The sequence below is a fragment of the Streptomyces narbonensis genome, assembly GCF_014649015.1.
Classification (GTDB): Bacteria; Actinomycetota; Actinomycetes; order Streptomycetales; family Streptomycetaceae; genus Streptomyces; species Streptomyces narbonensis.
Genome location: NZ_BMSF01000010.1, coordinates 136,576 through 150,924 on the forward strand (window position 1 = coordinate 136,576; position 14,349 = coordinate 150,924).

A 14,349-nucleotide genomic window follows, 5' to 3' on the forward strand; every position below is an offset into this window, starting at 1 on the left:
CTCGGGAGCACGGGGCTCAGGAGACGCCAAGCTCCTTGGCGTTCTTCTTGAGGTCCTCGACGCCACCACACATGAAGAAGGCCTGCTCGGGGAAGTGGTCGTACTCACCGTCGCAGATCGCGTTGAACGCGGCGATCGACTCGTCGAGCGGAACGTCCGAACCGTCCACACCGGTGAACTGCTTCGCCGCGTGGGTGTTCTGGGACAGGAAGCGCTCGACACGGCGGGCGCGGTGGACAACGAGCTTGTCCTCCTCGCTCAGCTCGTCGATACCGAGAATCGCGATGATGTCCTGGAGGTCCTTGTACTTCTGCAGGATTCCCTTGACGCGCGTGGCGGCGTCGTAGTGGTCCTGCGCGATGTAGCGCGGGTCCAGGATCCGGGACGTGGAGTCCAGCGGGTCCACGGCCGGGTAGATGCCCTTCTCGGAGATCGGACGGGAGAGAACCGTCGTCGCGTCGAGGTGGGCGAAGGTGGTGGCCGGAGCCGGGTCGGTCAGGTCGTCCGCGGGGACGTAGATCGCCTGCATCGAGGTGATCGAGTGACCACGGGTCGACGTGATGCGCTCCTGGAGGAGACCCATCTCGTCGGCCAGGTTCGGCTGGTAACCCACCGCGGAGGGCATGCGGCCGAGCAGCGTGGAGACCTCGGAACCGGCCTGGGTGAAGCGGAAGATGTTGTCGATGAAGAAGAGAACATCCTGCTTCTGCACATCGCGGAAGTACTCCGCCATGGTCAGACCGGCGAGGGCCACGCGCAGACGCGTGCCCGGCGGCTCGTCCATCTGGCCGAAGACAAGCGCGGTCTTGTCCAGAACGCCCGCTTCTTCCATCTCGACCATGAGGTCGTTGCCCTCACGGGTGCGCTCGCCGACGCCCGCGAAGACCGAAACACCGTCGTGCAGCTTGGCCACACGGACGATCATTTCCTGGATCAGAACGGTCTTGCCGACACCGGCACCACCGAACAGACCGATCTTTCCACCCTTGACGTACGGGGTGAGAAGGTCGACGACCTTCAGGCCGGTCTCGAACATCTCGGTCTTGGACTCGAGCTGGTCGAAGGCCGGGGCCTTGCGGTGGATGGTCCAGCGCGGCGCGTCGGCCACGGTGGAGGAGTCGGCGTTCAGCACCTCACCGAGCGTGTTGAACACACGGCCCTTGGTGACGTCACCGACGGGGACGGTGATGCCCGTGCCCGTGTCGGTCACCGGGGCCTGGCGGACCAGACCGTCGGTGGGCTGCATCGAGATGGTGCGGACGACGCCGTCACCGAGGTGCTGGGCAACCTCGAGCGTCAGCGTCTTGGTGCCACCCTCAACGGCCGGGTCCGGGACCTGGACGTTCAGCGCGTTGTAGATCTCCGGCATCGCGTCGACGGGGAACTCCACGTCGACGACCGGGCCGATGACCCGGGCGACGCGGCCCGTGGCGGCGGCCGTCTCAACAGTGGTCGTCATTACTTGTCACTCCCCGCGGTCGCGTCGGCCAGGGCTGCGGTGCCACCGACGATCTCGCTGATTTCCTGGGTGATTTCGGCCTGGCGGGCCGCGTTGGCAAGTCGGGAGAGGTTGTTGATCAAGTCTCCCGCGTTGTCGGTCGCCGACTTCATCGCGCGGCGCGTGGCGGCGTGCTTGGAAGCAGCCGACTGGAGCAGCGCGTTGTAGATCCGGCTCTCGACGTACCGGGGCAGCAGGGCGTCGAGGACGTCCTCCGCCGACGGCTCGAAGTCGTACAGCGGTCGGAGCGTGTCCGAGTCGCCGGCCTCCTTCGCCACCTCGTCGAGGCTGAGGGGCAGCAGCCGGGCCTCGACCGCCGTCTGGGTCATCATCGAGACGAACTCGGTGTAGACGATGTGGAGCTCGTCCACACCACCCTCGGCCGTGTCCTTCTCGATCGCCTCGATCAGCGGTGCCGCGATCGTCTTGGCGTCGCCGTACGACGGCTGGTCCGTGAACCCGGTCCACGAGCCGGCCAGCTTCCGCTCACGGAAGTTGTAGTGCGCGATACCACGACGGCCGACGACGTAAATCGTGACCTCGCGGCCCTCGCTCTCCAGCTTCGCCGTCAGCTTCTCCGCCGCCTTGATGGCGTTGGAGTTGAAGGCACCGGCCAGACCGCGGTCGCTCGAGAGGAGCAGAACTGCGGCACGGACGGGGTTCTCCGCCTCGGTGGTCAGCGGGTGCTTGTCGTTCGCACCCGTGGCCACCGCCGTGACCGCGCGCGTCAGCTCGGTCGCGTACGGAGTCGACGCCTGCACCTTGCGCTGCGCCTTGACGACACGCGAGGCGGCGATCATCTCCATCGCCTTGGTGATCTTCTTCGTCGCGGTGACGGATTTGATGCGACGCTTGTAGACCCGGAGCTGCGCTCCCATGAGTCAGGTCCCTTCCGTCGTCACTTCGAGACGTTGACGGCGGCCGGAGCGTCCTCGCCCAGCAGCTTGCCGTCAGAGGTCTCGAACTGCTTCTTGAACTCCGCGATGGCGTCGGCGACGGACTGCAGCGTGTCGTCCGACATCTTGCCGCCCTCACGGATGGAGGTCATGAGGCCCGAGTGGTTCTGGCGGAGGTACGCCAGGAGCTCGGCCTCGAAGCGACGGATGTCGACGACCGGGACGTCGTCCATCTTGCCGGTGGTGCCGGCCCAGACGGAGACGACCTGGTTCTCGGTGGGCATCGGCTGGTACTGAGCCTGCTTGAGCAGCTCGACCATCCGCTGTCCACGCTCCAGCTGCGCCTTCGAGGCGGCGTCCAGGTCCGAACCGAAGGCGGCGAACGCCTCCAGCTCACGGAACTGGGCCAGGTCCACGCGGAGGCGGCCGGAGATCTGCTTCATCGCCTTGTGCTGGGCGGAGCCACCGACACGCGAGACCGAGATACCGACGTTCAGGGCCGGGCGCTGGCCGGCGTTGAACAGGTCGGACTCCAGGAAGCACTGGCCGTCGGTGATGGAGATGACGTTGGTCGGGATGAACGCCGACACGTCGTTCGCCTTGGTCTCGACGATCGGAAGACCGGTCATCGAACCGGCACCGAGCTCGTCCGAGAGCTTCGCGCAGCGCTCGAGCAGACGCGAGTGCAGGTAGAAGACGTCACCCGGGTAGGCCTCACGGCCCGGCGGGCGGCGCAGCAGCAGCGACACGGCGCGGTAGGCGTCGGCCTGCTTCGACAGGTCATCGAAGACGATCAGGACGTGCTTGCCCTGGTACATCCAGTGCTGACCGATGGCGGAGCCGGTGTACGGCGCCAGGTACTTGAAGCCGGCCGGGTCGGACGCCGGGGCGGCGACGATCGTCGTGTACTCGAGCGCGCCGGCCTCTTCCAGGGCGCCGCGAACGGACGCGATGGTCGAGCCCTTCTGGCCGACGGCGACGTAGATGCAGCGAACCTGCTTGTTCACGTCGCCCGAGCGCCAGTTGTCGCGCTGGTTGATGATCGTGTCGACACACAGCGCGGTCTTGCCGGTCTGACGGTCACCGATGATCAGCTGACGCTGACCACGGCCGACCGGCGTCATGGCGTCGACGGCCTTGTAGCCGGTCTCCATCGGCTCGTGCACCGACTTACGGGCCATAACGCCCGGGGCCTGCAGCTCGAGGGCGCGGCGGCCCTCGGTCGCGATCTCGCCGAGACCGTCGATCGGGTTGCCGAGCGGGTCGACAACGCGGCCGAGGTAGCCCTCACCGACACCGACGGAGAGGACCTCGCCGGTGCGCTGCACCGACTGTCCCTCCTCGATGCCGCTGAACTCGCCGAGGACGATCGCACCGATCTCGCGCTCTTCGAGGTTCAGCGCGAGGCCGAGGGTGCCGTCCTCGAACTTCAGCAGCTCGTTCGCCATGGCCGAGGGAAGACCCTCGACCTTCGCGATGCCGTCGCCGGCCAGGCTGACCGTGCCGACCTCCTCGCGCGAGGCCGCGTCCGGCTGGTACGACTGGACAAAGTTCTCCAGTGCGTCCCGGATCTCCTCCGGCCGGATCGTGAGCTCCGCCATCTGGGTTCCCTGCTCTCCTTGTTGGGCCCGAAGTTTCTTAAGGGGTCTGGGGGCCGACCCCCAGGAATCTTCTGCAATCTCTGCACGGCCCAACCGGGCCGCTGGTGATGCTGTGATGCTTTTTGCTGTGGTGGCTAAGCCGTCAGCCGGCCAGTCGCCGGGTCGCCTCTCCGAGGCGCTCCGCGATGGTCCCGTTGATGACCTCGTCGCCGACCTGCACGGTGATCCCGCCGAGGACCGCCGGGTCCACGTCCAGGTTCAGGTGCATCTCCCGGCCGTACAGCTTGGCCAGTACGGCACCGAGTCGCTGCTTCTGCTGGTCGGACAGCGGCACCGCCGAGGTGACGACGGCGACCATCCGGTTCCGGCGCGCCGCGGCGAGCTTGGAGAGGGACTCGAGTCCCGCTTCCAGGCTACGTCCCCGGGGCTGGGTCACCAGACGGACGACCAGACGCTCGGTGGTCGCGTTGGCCTTGCCGCCGAGCAGGCTGCGGAGCAGCTCGCCCTTGGCGGTGGCCGTGGCGGCCTTGTCCGTCAGCGCCGAGCGGAGCTCGGGGCTGGAGGACACGATCCGGCCGAACCGGAACAGCTCGTCCTCGACGTCGTCGAGCGCGCCCGCCTTCTGCGCCGCGGTGAGGTCGGCGATGTTCGCCAGCTCCTCGGCCGCGTCGACGAGGTCGCGCGAAGACGACCAGCGGTTGCGCACCATGCCCGAGACCAGGTCGACGGTCTCGCCGCCCACCTGACCGCTCAGGAGTCGCTGCGCGAGCTCGGCCTTGGCCTCGCCCGACTGCGCGGGGTCGGTCAGGACACGGCGCAGCGACACCTCGCGGTCGAGGAGCGCGGTCACGGCGGCCAGCTCGTCCGAGAGCTTCTTCGCGTCGACCGACGTGTTGTCGGTCAGCGCGTCGAGGGACTCACGGGCGGCGGACAGTGCCTCGCGGCTCGCTCCGTTCATCGGACGGCCTCCGCCTTCTCCTCGAGCTCGTCGAGGAAGCGGTCGATCGTCCGGCTCTGGCGGGCGACGTCCTCGAGGGACTCGCCGACCAGCTTGCCGGCCAGGTCGGTGGCGAGCTTGCCCACGTCCTGACGCAGCGACGCGGACGCGGCCTTGCGGTCGGCCTCGATCTGCGAGTGGCCGGCCGCGATGATCTCCTCGCGCTGGCGCTGGCCTTCCGCCTTCATCTCCTGGATGATCGCGGTGCCCTGCTCCGTCGCCTCCTGGCGAAGACGCGCGGCCTCGTGGCGGGCCTCGGCGAGCTGGGCCTTGTACTGCTCCAGCACACTCTGAGCCTCGATCTGGGCCGACTCGGCCTTCTCGATGCCGCCCTCGATGGCCTCGCGACGCTCGTCCAGAACCTTGTTGATGTTCGGGAGGAGCTTCTTGGCGAGGAAGCCGAAGACGATGACGAAGGCGATCAGGCCGATGACGAGCTCGTCAAGATGCGGGATCAGAGGAGGCTGGGGCTCCTCCGCCTGCGCAAGAAGCAGCGCGTTCACATCAGTGCCTTCCGTAAAAGAATCGGGCTGTCGGTCCGGCTTACTGGTAGACGAAGCCCATGACGATGCCGATGAGGGCGAGCGCCTCACAGAAGGCGAAACCCATGATCTGGTTGGTGCGGATCAGGCCGGCAGCCTCGGGCTGGCGGGCGAGAGCCTGCGTACCGTTACCGAAGATGATGCCGACGCCGACGCCGGGGCCGATCGCGGCGAGGCCGTAGCCGATGGACGCGACGTTGCCGACGAGGGTGGTCTTGGCGGAGTCGCCGGGGGCGGCGAGGTTGACCAGTTCGAGAGCAGCGGACATGCCGTTACTTCCTTCTCTTTCAATGACCCGGTGGGGGTTGGCCACCGGACGACTGTTGGATTGGGGGTGAAGCTACGATCCGGGACGGATCGGCTCAGTGGTGCTCGGAGAGCGCGCCCTGGATGTAGCTGCAGGCCAGGAGGACGAAGACGTACGCCTGGACGGCCTGGATGAAGAGCTCGAAGGCGGTCATCACGAGGACCATCACGAACGAGGCGCCGGCGTAGACGAAGCCCAGGCCGTTCATGAGGTACCAGGTGGCCAGCGAGAACATCACGATCAGCAGGTGACCGGCGAACATGTTCGCGAACAGTCGCACCGCGTGCGTGAAGGGGCGGATCAGCAGGTTCGAGAAGAACTCGAGGACGACGACCATCGGAAGGATCGCGCCGAGCGACTTGTCGTAGCCGACGATGTTCTTCCAGCCGCCGACGAAGCCGTGCTTCTTGAACGTCAGCGAGATCCACATGACGTAGACGATCAGCGCGAGACCGGCCGGGAAGGCGATCAGCGAGGTGACCGGGAACTGGGCGAGCGGAATGATCGACCAGAGGTTCATGATCCAGACGAAGAAGAACAGCGACACCATGAAGGGGACGTACTTCTCGCCGTCCTTCTTGCCGATGATCTCGTAGACGATGCCGCGGCGCACGAAGTCGTAACCGGCCTCGCCGACCATCTGCATCTTGCCGGGGATCAGCTTGGGCTTGGCGAAGGCGGCCCAGAAGAACCCGACGACCACGATGGAGCCCAGGATGGCGAGCAGCATCGGCTTGGTGAACTCGATGCCCCCCACCGTGGCGATGGGCTCGTACATGAACGTGTGCAGGCCCGGCGCCGGGAAGCCACATCCACTGAAGATGTGGCAATCCGGGTCGAAGGCAAGCGTCTGGTCAGCACTCACCGCGGGCTCCTTCAGCGTGGCGCATAGGTACGGCAACCTCGTTGTGTCGGCGCGGCACGCAGCCGCGGGTCGGCACTGGACTGGTCTTACGGATAAGGGGGCGGCGGTTCGGCATCGAGCCTCGCGCTGGGACAGGCGTCTCGGATGCCCGCGCCCGCAGTGCCGCAGTTGGCACCGGACGATAGCAGGAAGCCGAACGTGGCTTTATCCCGGCCCTACCCTTCACGACTTCGGCCCCGAGTTTCCGGGGTCGATGTACGTGATCTTGGCCTTCATGTAGGCACGGGCCTGTGCGGCAACCCACACCACGGTCGCCGCGAGCAGCGTGAAAGCGAAAGCCTTGAAGTCGAACAGCGTGGTGTCCTTCAGCAAAGCCAGGAAGATGAAGAGCAGCAGCAACTGGGCCGTGTAGAGCATGAGCCCCATGGCCTGGAAGAGATGCGGGAACGACTTCGCCGTCCGCTGCAGGACGACCTGCCCGATCCCCATGAAGAGGAGCACGACCAGGGTGCCGACGACGGCGCCGAGCGCGCCCTTGCCACCGGCGACCACAGCGCTGATGACCGTGGCGATCGCGCCGACGGCAGCGGTGGGGATGACGGTGCGCAGAAGGATGCGTGCGTCGTTGGACGGCATGGCGGTGTCTCCGCTTGCTGAAGGGGGCGATGGTGTCGTCGAGGACGAGCGTAAGCCCGGTCCGAGGTGGGTCTCGGGGCCAACAGACCGTCGCACTACGGTCTTTCGGCACTGTCGCCGGGTCTCGTGAACGGTATCACAAACTATTTGAGTAGTTCTTTACCCGTAAGGTGTGCCAACTGTCACACATGAGAGTTAGTCCGCGCGTGTGTGCACGACACGAGGGCGAGTTGTCTGCTATTGGCCGCCTGAGCGGCTTTCGTCAACTCGGCGTTCCGGCCTTCCGCCGATCGGTGAAGCGCTCCCGGTTGCCGATGGCGGTGGCCCCGTGGAGCCCCGCGGGCACCGGAACCCGCTCCTCTGTCAGGTCCGCACCCACGCCCTCGGCCACGGGGGCCGGCTTGCGGCGCCGGTACCGCGGCGGGACGACGGCCTGAGCCCAGCGGGGCGCACGCGGCGTGAAGCGCGGGAGCAGGAGCAGGACGAGGCCGATCGCGCTCAGCACGGTGATGCCGAGGACGATCCACATCGACGCCGAGTGGACCGAGTACGCCAGCGTCCCGAAGGCGATCAGCGCCGACCAGAAGTACATGATCAGCACCGCGCGGCTGTGCGAGTGCCCGATCTCCAGGAGCCGGTGGTGCAGGTGGCCTCGGTCGGCCGCGAACGGCGACTGGCCCTTCCACGTACGGCGCACGATCGCGAGGATCAGGTCCGCCATCGGGATCGCGATGATCGTGAGCGGCAGCACCAGCGGGATGAAGACGGGCAGGGCCGCGTGGGTGGCCTCGCGGGTCGAGCCCTCGAAGATCTTCAGCGCGTCCGGGTCGACCTGTCCGGTGATCGAGATCGCCGAGGCGGCCAGGATCAGACCGATCAGCATCGAGCCCGAGTCGCCCATGAAGATGCGCGCCGGGTGCATGTTGTGCGGCAGGAAGCCCAGGCACATGCCCATGAGGATGGCGGTGAAGAGCGTCGCGGGGGCGGCGGCCTCGATCGTGTAGCCGTACCAGAGCCGGTAGGCGTACAGGAAGAAGGCCGCGGCGGCGATGCAGACCATGCCGGCGGCGAGGCCGTCGAGACCGTCGACGAAGTTGACGGCGTTGATGGTGACGACGACCAGGGCGACCGTCAGGAGCGTGCCCTGGCCCGGGGTCAGGGAGACCACGCCGACGCCGGGGATCGGCAGCCACAGGATCGTCAGACCCTGCGCGACCATCACGCCCGCCGAGATCATCTGCGCACCCAGCTTGATGAGCGCGTCCAGCTCGAACTTGTCGTCGAGGACGCCGATCAGCCAGATCAGCGCGGCGCCGGAGAGCAGCGCGCGCGGCTCGTTGGACAGCTCGAAGACACTGCTCAGGTTCTGCAGGTGGTCGGCGACGAGCAGGCCCGTGCACAGCCCGAAGAACATGGCGATGCCACCGAGCCGCGGAGTCGGTTCTCGGTGTACGTCGCGGGCGCGGATCTCCGGCATCGCCCCGGTCGCGATGGCGAACTTCCGCACCGGACCGGTGAGCAGATAGGTCACCGCGGCCGTGACACAGAGCGTCAGCAGGTAATCACGCACGGGCTGCCCCACAGGAATCGCTGGCCATCTCAGCCCCACACCCTAGCCGTGCCGTCCATGTGCTTGGAGACACGCGGGCCACCCGAACGGTTGCGCTCGGACTTTACTCAGCGTCCATACGGGGGAAATCGGCCGGTCAGAGCACGTACTTCCGCCCTGACGCGGGCGGTCTCGGCCGGATCGTCACGCAGCGCGGAGGTGAACAGTGCGGCAATTCTCGCCATCTCCGGGGCGCCCATGCCCTGGGTCGTGACGGCTGCCGTGCCGAGCCGGATGCCGCGCCCCTCCCCGTACGGGAGGGCGCAGGTGTCGAGCACCAGGCCGGCGGCGGCCAGCCGGGCCCGGGCGGTGCGGCCGTCGACGCCGAGGGGCGCGGGGTCCGCGGTGATGAGGTGGGTGTCGGTGCCGCCGGTGGTGAGCGCGAAGCCCTCGGCGGCGAGCGCGGCGGCGAGCACCCGTGCGTGTTCCACCACCTGATGGGCGTACGTGGCGTACGCCGGAGTGGACGCCTCGCCGAACGCGACCGCCTTGGCCGCGATCGTGTGCATCTGTGCGCCGCCCTGAGTGAACGGGAACACCGCCCGGTCGATCCGGGCCGCGAGCTCGGCACCGCACAGGACCATGCCGCCGCGCGGTCCACGCAGGACCTTGTGGGTGGTGGCGCAGACGACGTCGGCGTAGGGGACGGGGCTGGGGGCCGCTCCCCCGGCGACCAGACCGATGGGGTGGGCCGCGTCGGCGATCAGATACGCGCCGACCTCGTCGGCGATCTCCCGGAAGATCCGGTAGTCGAGGTGGCGGGGGTAGGAGATGGAGCCGCAGACGATCGCCTTGGGGCGGTGGTGCCGGGCGAGCGCGGCGACCTGCTCGTAGTCGACGAGGCCGGTCTCGGCGTCGACGCCGTACGGGACGAAGTCGAACCAGCGGCCGGAGAAGTTGGCGGGCGAACCGTGCGTGAGGTGCCCGCCGTGCTCCAGGCCCATGGCGAGGACGGTGTCCCCTGGCCTCAGGAGGGCCGCGTAGGCCGCCAGGACGGCCGAGGAGCCGGAGTGCGCCTGCACGTTCGCGTGCTCGGCTCCGAAGAGCGCGGTGGCCCGCTCGACGGCGATCCGCTCGGCGGCGTCGGCGTACTCGCAGCCGCCGTGGTGCCGGGCGCCGGGATAGCCCTCGGCGTACTTGTTGGCGAGCGGGGAACCGAGGGCGGCGAGGACGGCGGGCGAGGCGAAGTTCTCAGCCGCGATCAGCTGCAGACTGTCGCACTGCCGCCGCACCTCGCCGAGCAGCACGTCGGCGATCTCCGGGTCCTGCCGGCGCAGGACATCGAGATCGCTGAGATCCTCATCGGGAGGCGCGGTGACCGGCATGCCACCAATGTAGGCACGCACCCGCAACGGCGCGCGCCGACAGCTCCCGACGCGTCAATCGCGCGCCGAAACGCCCGTCAGAGCCGTCACCACCGGGTCCAGCGCCTGGTTGAGCCCCACCCCCGACGCACCCCTCGCACCCCTCGGCCCCGAGAGGGCCTCCCGGGCTTCGGGCCGCTGCGGCGGCCTCCGACCGCCGGACGTGCCCGGTGCCAGACGTGACCGTACGGCGTCAGTCGCGCGCCGAAACGCCCGTCAGAGCCGTCACCACCGGGTCCAGCGCCTGGTTGAGCCCCACCCCCGACGCACCCCTCGCACCCCTCGGCCCCGAGAGGGCCTCCCGGGCTTCGGGCCGCTGCGGCGGCCTCCGACCGCCGGACGTGCCCGGTGCCAGACGTGACCGTACGGCGTCAGTCGCGGGCCGAAACGCCCGTCAGAGCCGTCACCACCGGGTCCAGCGCCTGGTTGATCTCGTCGCCGATCGAGCGGAAGAAGGTGATCGGGGCGCCGTACGGGTCGTTGACCTCGTCCGCGTCCACCGACGGGGCCAGGAGCCACCCGCGTAGAGCCGCTGCCGCGCGGACCAGGGCACGGGCGCGTTCCACCATGCCCTCGTCGTGGGCGTCCGGGAGCGTGGCCGGGTCGATCGCGCGGACCAGGCGGGTGAACTCCTTCAGGGTGAAGGTGCGCAGGCCCGCCGAGTGGCCCATCGAGATGACCTGCGCCCGGTGGTCGCGGGTCGCCGTGAGGACGAGGTCGGCCCTGATGACGTGCTCGTCGAGGAGCTCGCGGCCCACGAAGCCGCTGTAGTCCGCGCCGAAGTCCGCGAGGACCAGTTCGGCGTTGGCCTCCATGGGGGCGCCCTCGTGGCCCCACGTGCCGGCGCTCTCCACGATCAGGCCGCCGCCGAGAGGGTCGCCCAGGCGGTCGCACAGGGCATGGCGGGTCAGCCGCTCGGTGATCGGCGAGCGGCAGACGTTGCCGGTGCTGACGTGGAGGATGCGGAAGGTGCTGCTGTCGTCGAACCCCGCTATGCCACGCCCCTCAGGGGCGGTCAATGTGCCACCTCGAGGTCGGGTACGACCTTCCGGAGCTCCTCCGGGGACAGCGCGCCCTCGCGCAGCAGCACCGGCACCTTGCCCGTGACGTCGACGATCGAGGACGGCACGATGCCGGGGGTCGGGCCGCCGTCGAGGTAGACGGAGACGGAGTCGCCGAGCATCTGCTGGGCCGCGTCGCAGTCCTCCGGCGACGGGTGGCCGGTGAGGTTGGCCGAGGAGACGGCCATCGGGCCGACCTCGGTGAGCAGCTCGATGGCGACCGGGTGCAGCGGCATGCGGATGGCGACGGTGCCGCGGGTGTCGCCCAGGTCCCACTGGAGGGACGGCTGGTGCTTGGCGACGAGGGTCAGCGCGCCGGGCCAGAAGGCGTCGACGAGCTCCCAGGCGTGCTCGGAGAAGTCCGTGACCAGGCCGTGGAGGGTGTTCGGGGAGCCGATGAGCACGGGCGTGGGCATGTTGCGGCCCCGGCCCTTGGCGGCCAGCAGGTCCGCGACGGCCTCGCTGCTGAAGGCGTCCGCCCCGATCCCGTACACGGTGTCGGTGGGCAGCACGACCAGCTCGCCCCGGCGGACGGCGGACGCGGCCTCGCGCAGGCCCGTCACACGATCGGTGGCCTCGTTGCAGTCGTATCGCCGTGCCATCAGTTCCCGGCCTCCTCGTTCGCGTGGTTCGTCGTCGCAGTCATGGCGGTCATGGCATTGCCTTGCGGGCGGTCGCGAAGCGCGGCCGGTTGTTCAGGTCCGGGTGGTCGGCGGCGTCGGCCCAGCCGGCCTCTTCGTTGAAGATCCAGGGAACCTGTCCGCCCTGGGTGTCCGCGTGCTCGATGACGACGAGGCCGCCGGGACGCAGCAGCCGGTGGGCGGTGCGCTCGATGCCGCGGATGGTGTCGAGGCCGTCCTCCCCGGAGAAGAGGGCCATCTCCGGGTCGTGGTCGCGGGCCTCGGGGGCGACGTACTCCCACTCGGTGAGCGGGATGTACGGCGGGTTGGAGATGACCAGGTCGACCTGGCCGTCGAGCTCCGGGAGGGCGGCCAGCGCGTCGCCCTGGTGGACGGTGACGCGGGAGCCCTCGGCGTTCTTCCGGGTCCAGACGAGGGCGTCGTCGGAGAGCTCCACCGCGTGCACGCGCGAGCGCGGGACCTCCTGCGCCATGGCGAGGGCGATGGCCCCGGAGCCGGTGCAGAGGTCGACGATGAGCGGTTCGACGACGTCCATGGCGCGTACGGCGTCTATGGCCCAGCCGACGACCGACTCGGTCTCGGGGCGGGGCACGAAGACGCCGGGCCCCACCTGGAGCTCCAGGTAGCGGAAGAACGCCCGGCCGGTGATGTGCTGGAGCGGTTCGCGGGCCTCGCGGCGGGCGATCGTCTCCCAGTAGCGGGCGTCGAAGTCCGCGTCCTTGACGTTGTGCAGCTCCCCCCGCTTGACGCCGTGCACGAACGCGGCGAGCTCCTCCGCGTCGAAACGCGGTGAGGGAACGCCGGCGTCGGCCAGCCGCTGGGTGGCCTGGGCCACCTCGGCAAGCAGCAGGTTCACGCTGGTCCTCCGTGGTGCGGGGTGGGGCTTACGGAACTTACGCCACTCAGGCCGCGGCGAGCTTGGCGGCCGAGTCGGCGTCGACGCACGCCTGGATCATCGTGTCCAGGTCGCCGTCGAGCACCTGGTCGAGGTTGTACGCCTTGAAGCCGACGCGGTGGTCCGAGATGCGGTTCTCCGGGAAGTTGTACGTCCGGATCTTCTCGGAGCGGTCGACGGTGCGGACCTGGCTGCGGCGGGCGTCGGCGGCCTTGGACTCGGCCTCCTCCTGCGCGGCGGCAAGCAGCCGGGAGCGCAGGATGCGCATGGCCTGCTCCTTGTTCTGGAGCTGGCTCTTCTCGTTCTGGCAGGAGGCGACGATGCCGGTCGGCAGGTGGGTGATGCGGACGGCGGAGTCGGTGGTGTTGACCGACTGGCCGCCGGGGCCCGAGGAGCGGTAGACGTCGATGCGCAGGTCGTTGGCGACGATCTCGACCTCGACCTCCTCGGCCTCGGGCGTGACGAGCACGCCGGCGGCGGAGGTGTGGATGCGGCCCTGCGACTCGGTGGCGGGCACGCGCTGCACGCGGTGGACGCCGCCCTCGTACTTGAGGCGGGCCCAGACGCCCTGGCCGGGCTCGGTGGCGCCGTTGCCGCCCTTGGTCTTCACGGCGACCTGGACGTCCTTGTAGCCGCCCAGCTCGGACTCGGTGGCGTCGATGATCTCGGTCTTCCAGCCGACGCGCTCGGCGTACCGGAGGTACATGCGGAGCAGGTCGCCGGCGAAGAGGGCGGACTCGTCGCCGCCCGCGCCCGCCTTGATCTCCAGGATGACGTCCTTGTCGTCGCTCGGGTCGCGCGGGACGAGGAGCAGGCGGAGCTTCTCGGTGAGCCCCTCCCGGTCCTTCTCCAGCTGCTTGACCTCGGCGGCGAAGTCGGGGTCGTCGTGTGCCAGCTCGCGGGCGGTCTCGATGTCGTCACCGGTCTGCTTCCAGGCCCGGTAGGTGGCGACGATCGGGGTCAGCTCGGCGTAGCGCTTGTTCAGCTTGCGCGCGTTCGCCTGGTCGGCGTGGACCGAAGGGTCTGCGAGCTTCGTCTCCAGGTCGGCGTGCTCGCCGACCAGTTCCTCGACCGCCTCGAACATCGGGGGCTCCTGGGTTTTTCGTCAGTTGCTACGGGGACGGCAAAGCGCCGGTCCCGGCCACCCGCGCGGGGCGACCGTGGACCGGCGCAGGGGCTCGCTACTTGGCGGAGCCGGCCTTGCCGAAGCGGGCCTCGAAGCGGGCCACGCGGCCGCCGGTGTCGAGGATCTTCTGCTTGCCCGTGTAGAACGGGTGGCACTCGGAGCAGACCTCGGCACGGATGGTGCCCTCGGTCAGGGTGCTACGAGTGGTGAACGACGCGCCGCAGGTGCAGCTGACCTGGGTCTCGACGTACTCGGGGTGAATCTCGCGCTTCAAGGTGTCTCCTAGTTTCGGGAGGGCTCCGGGTCGCCGC

The 14,349-nt window shown here is 68.9% G+C and carries 15 protein-coding genes; all 15 read right to left on the reverse strand.

Features of this window, described 5'->3' with window-relative positions:
• Window positions 1-16 precede the first annotated feature (16 nt).
• The 15 genes from atpD to rpmE all read right to left on the reverse strand — a co-directional run bounded on the left by atpD (window position 17) and on the right by rpmE (window position 14,312).
• On the reverse strand, window positions 17-1,459 hold the full coding sequence (atpD, locus tag IE124_RS20550; RefSeq protein WP_189509314.1) for a F0F1 ATP synthase subunit beta: 1,443 nt from the start codon (window positions 1,457-1,459) through the stop codon (window positions 17-19).
• Complete coding sequence (locus IE124_RS20555) at window positions 1,459-2,376, reverse strand: F0F1 ATP synthase subunit gamma (RefSeq protein WP_150266029.1); 918 nt, start codon at window positions 2,374-2,376, stop codon at window positions 1,459-1,461. The genes atpD and IE124_RS20555 overlap by 1 nt, the downstream gene beginning before the upstream one ends.
• A 20-nt stretch (window positions 2,377-2,396) precedes the next feature.
• Window positions 2,397-3,995 (reverse strand): F0F1 ATP synthase subunit alpha, encoded by a 1,599-nt coding sequence (atpA, locus tag IE124_RS20560; protein ID WP_150266031.1) that lies wholly within the window; start codon window positions 3,993-3,995, stop codon window positions 2,397-2,399.
• A 142-nt stretch (window positions 3,996-4,137) separates the two neighbouring features.
• On the reverse strand, window positions 4,138-4,953 hold the full coding sequence (locus tag IE124_RS20565) for a F0F1 ATP synthase subunit delta (RefSeq protein ID WP_189509315.1): 816 nt from the start codon (window positions 4,951-4,953) through the stop codon (window positions 4,138-4,140).
• Window positions 4,950-5,495, reverse strand: coding sequence for a F0F1 ATP synthase subunit B (locus tag IE124_RS20570; protein ID WP_150266034.1), 546 nt, complete (start codon window positions 5,493-5,495; stop codon window positions 4,950-4,952). The genes IE124_RS20565 and IE124_RS20570 overlap by 4 nt, the downstream gene beginning before the upstream one ends.
• 40 nt (window positions 5,496-5,535) lie before the next feature.
• On the reverse strand, window positions 5,536-5,802 hold the full coding sequence (gene atpE, locus IE124_RS20575) for an ATP synthase F0 subunit C (protein WP_055599282.1): 267 nt from the start codon (window positions 5,800-5,802) through the stop codon (window positions 5,536-5,538).
• A gap of 94 nt (window positions 5,803-5,896) precedes the next feature.
• Window positions 5,897-6,706: a F0F1 ATP synthase subunit A gene (gene atpB, locus IE124_RS20580; RefSeq protein WP_150266036.1), complete on the reverse strand. Its 810-nt coding sequence runs from the start codon at window positions 6,704-6,706 to the stop codon at window positions 5,897-5,899.
• Between the two features lie 222 nt (window positions 6,707-6,928).
• Window positions 6,929-7,342: a Cg1360 family ATP-synthase-associated protein gene (locus IE124_RS20585; protein ID WP_189509316.1), complete on the reverse strand. Its 414-nt coding sequence runs from the start codon at window positions 7,340-7,342 to the stop codon at window positions 6,929-6,931.
• Between the two features lie 262 nt (window positions 7,343-7,604).
• Window positions 7,605-8,912 (reverse strand): MraY family glycosyltransferase, encoded by a 1,308-nt coding sequence (locus IE124_RS20590; RefSeq protein WP_189509317.1) that lies wholly within the window; start codon window positions 8,910-8,912, stop codon window positions 7,605-7,607.
• A 107-nt stretch (window positions 8,913-9,019) separates the two neighbouring features.
• Window positions 9,020-10,276, reverse strand: a complete 1,257-nt coding sequence (gene glyA, locus IE124_RS20595; protein ID WP_189509318.1) for a serine hydroxymethyltransferase — start codon at window positions 10,274-10,276, stop codon at window positions 9,020-9,022.
• Window positions 10,277-10,686: 410 nt separating this feature from the next.
• Window positions 10,687-11,334, reverse strand: coding sequence for an arsenate reductase/protein-tyrosine-phosphatase family protein (locus IE124_RS20600; protein ID WP_189509319.1), 648 nt, complete (start codon window positions 11,332-11,334; stop codon window positions 10,687-10,689).
• Window positions 11,331-11,978, reverse strand: coding sequence for an L-threonylcarbamoyladenylate synthase (locus IE124_RS20605; RefSeq protein WP_024761921.1), 648 nt, complete (start codon window positions 11,976-11,978; stop codon window positions 11,331-11,333). Before IE124_RS20605 ends, IE124_RS20600 begins: the two co-directional genes overlap by 4 nt.
• A gap of 49 nt (window positions 11,979-12,027) precedes the next feature.
• Window positions 12,028-12,873, reverse strand: a complete 846-nt coding sequence (prmC, locus tag IE124_RS20610; protein ID WP_189509320.1) for a peptide chain release factor N(5)-glutamine methyltransferase — start codon at window positions 12,871-12,873, stop codon at window positions 12,028-12,030.
• Between the two features lie 46 nt (window positions 12,874-12,919).
• Complete coding sequence (gene prfA / locus IE124_RS20615) at window positions 12,920-13,996, reverse strand: peptide chain release factor 1 (protein WP_189509321.1); 1,077 nt, start codon at window positions 13,994-13,996, stop codon at window positions 12,920-12,922.
• Between the two features lie 97 nt (window positions 13,997-14,093).
• A complete protein-coding gene (gene rpmE, locus IE124_RS20620) occupies window positions 14,094-14,312 on the reverse strand; it encodes a 50S ribosomal protein L31 (RefSeq protein ID WP_030321069.1) in 219 nt (72 codons plus the stop codon).
• Between the last annotated feature and the right edge of the window lie 37 nt (window positions 14,313-14,349).

What these genes read in the sequence shown, in the direction of transcription:
- atpD (WP_189509314.1), bottom strand. Translation starts at nt 1,459, where the DNA reads ATGACGACCACTGTTGAGACGGCCGCCGCCACGGGCCGCGTCGCCCGG.
- IE124_RS20555 (WP_150266029.1), bottom strand. Translation starts at nt 2,376, where the DNA reads ATGGGAGCGCAGCTCCGGGTCTACAAGCGTCGCATCAAATCCGTCACC.
- atpA (WP_150266031.1), bottom strand. Translation starts at nt 3,995, where the DNA reads ATGGCGGAGCTCACGATCCGGCCGGAGGAGATCCGGGACGCACTGGAG.
- IE124_RS20565 (WP_189509315.1), bottom strand. Translation starts at nt 4,953, where the DNA reads ATGAACGGAGCGAGCCGCGAGGCACTGTCCGCCGCCCGTGAGTCCCTC.
- atpE (WP_055599282.1), bottom strand. Translation starts at nt 5,802, where the DNA reads ATGTCCGCTGCTCTCGAACTGGTCAACCTCGCCGCCCCCGGCGACTCC.
- IE124_RS20585 (WP_189509316.1), bottom strand. Translation starts at nt 7,342, where the DNA reads ATGCCGTCCAACGACGCACGCATCCTTCTGCGCACCGTCATCCCCACC.
- glyA (WP_189509318.1), bottom strand. Translation starts at nt 10,276, where the DNA reads ATGCCGGTCACCGCGCCTCCCGATGAGGATCTCAGCGATCTCGATGTC.
- IE124_RS20605 (WP_024761921.1), bottom strand. Translation starts at nt 11,978, where the DNA reads ATGGCACGGCGATACGACTGCAACGAGGCCACCGATCGTGTGACGGGC.
- prfA (WP_189509321.1), bottom strand. Translation starts at nt 13,996, where the DNA reads ATGTTCGAGGCGGTCGAGGAACTGGTCGGCGAGCACGCCGACCTGGAG.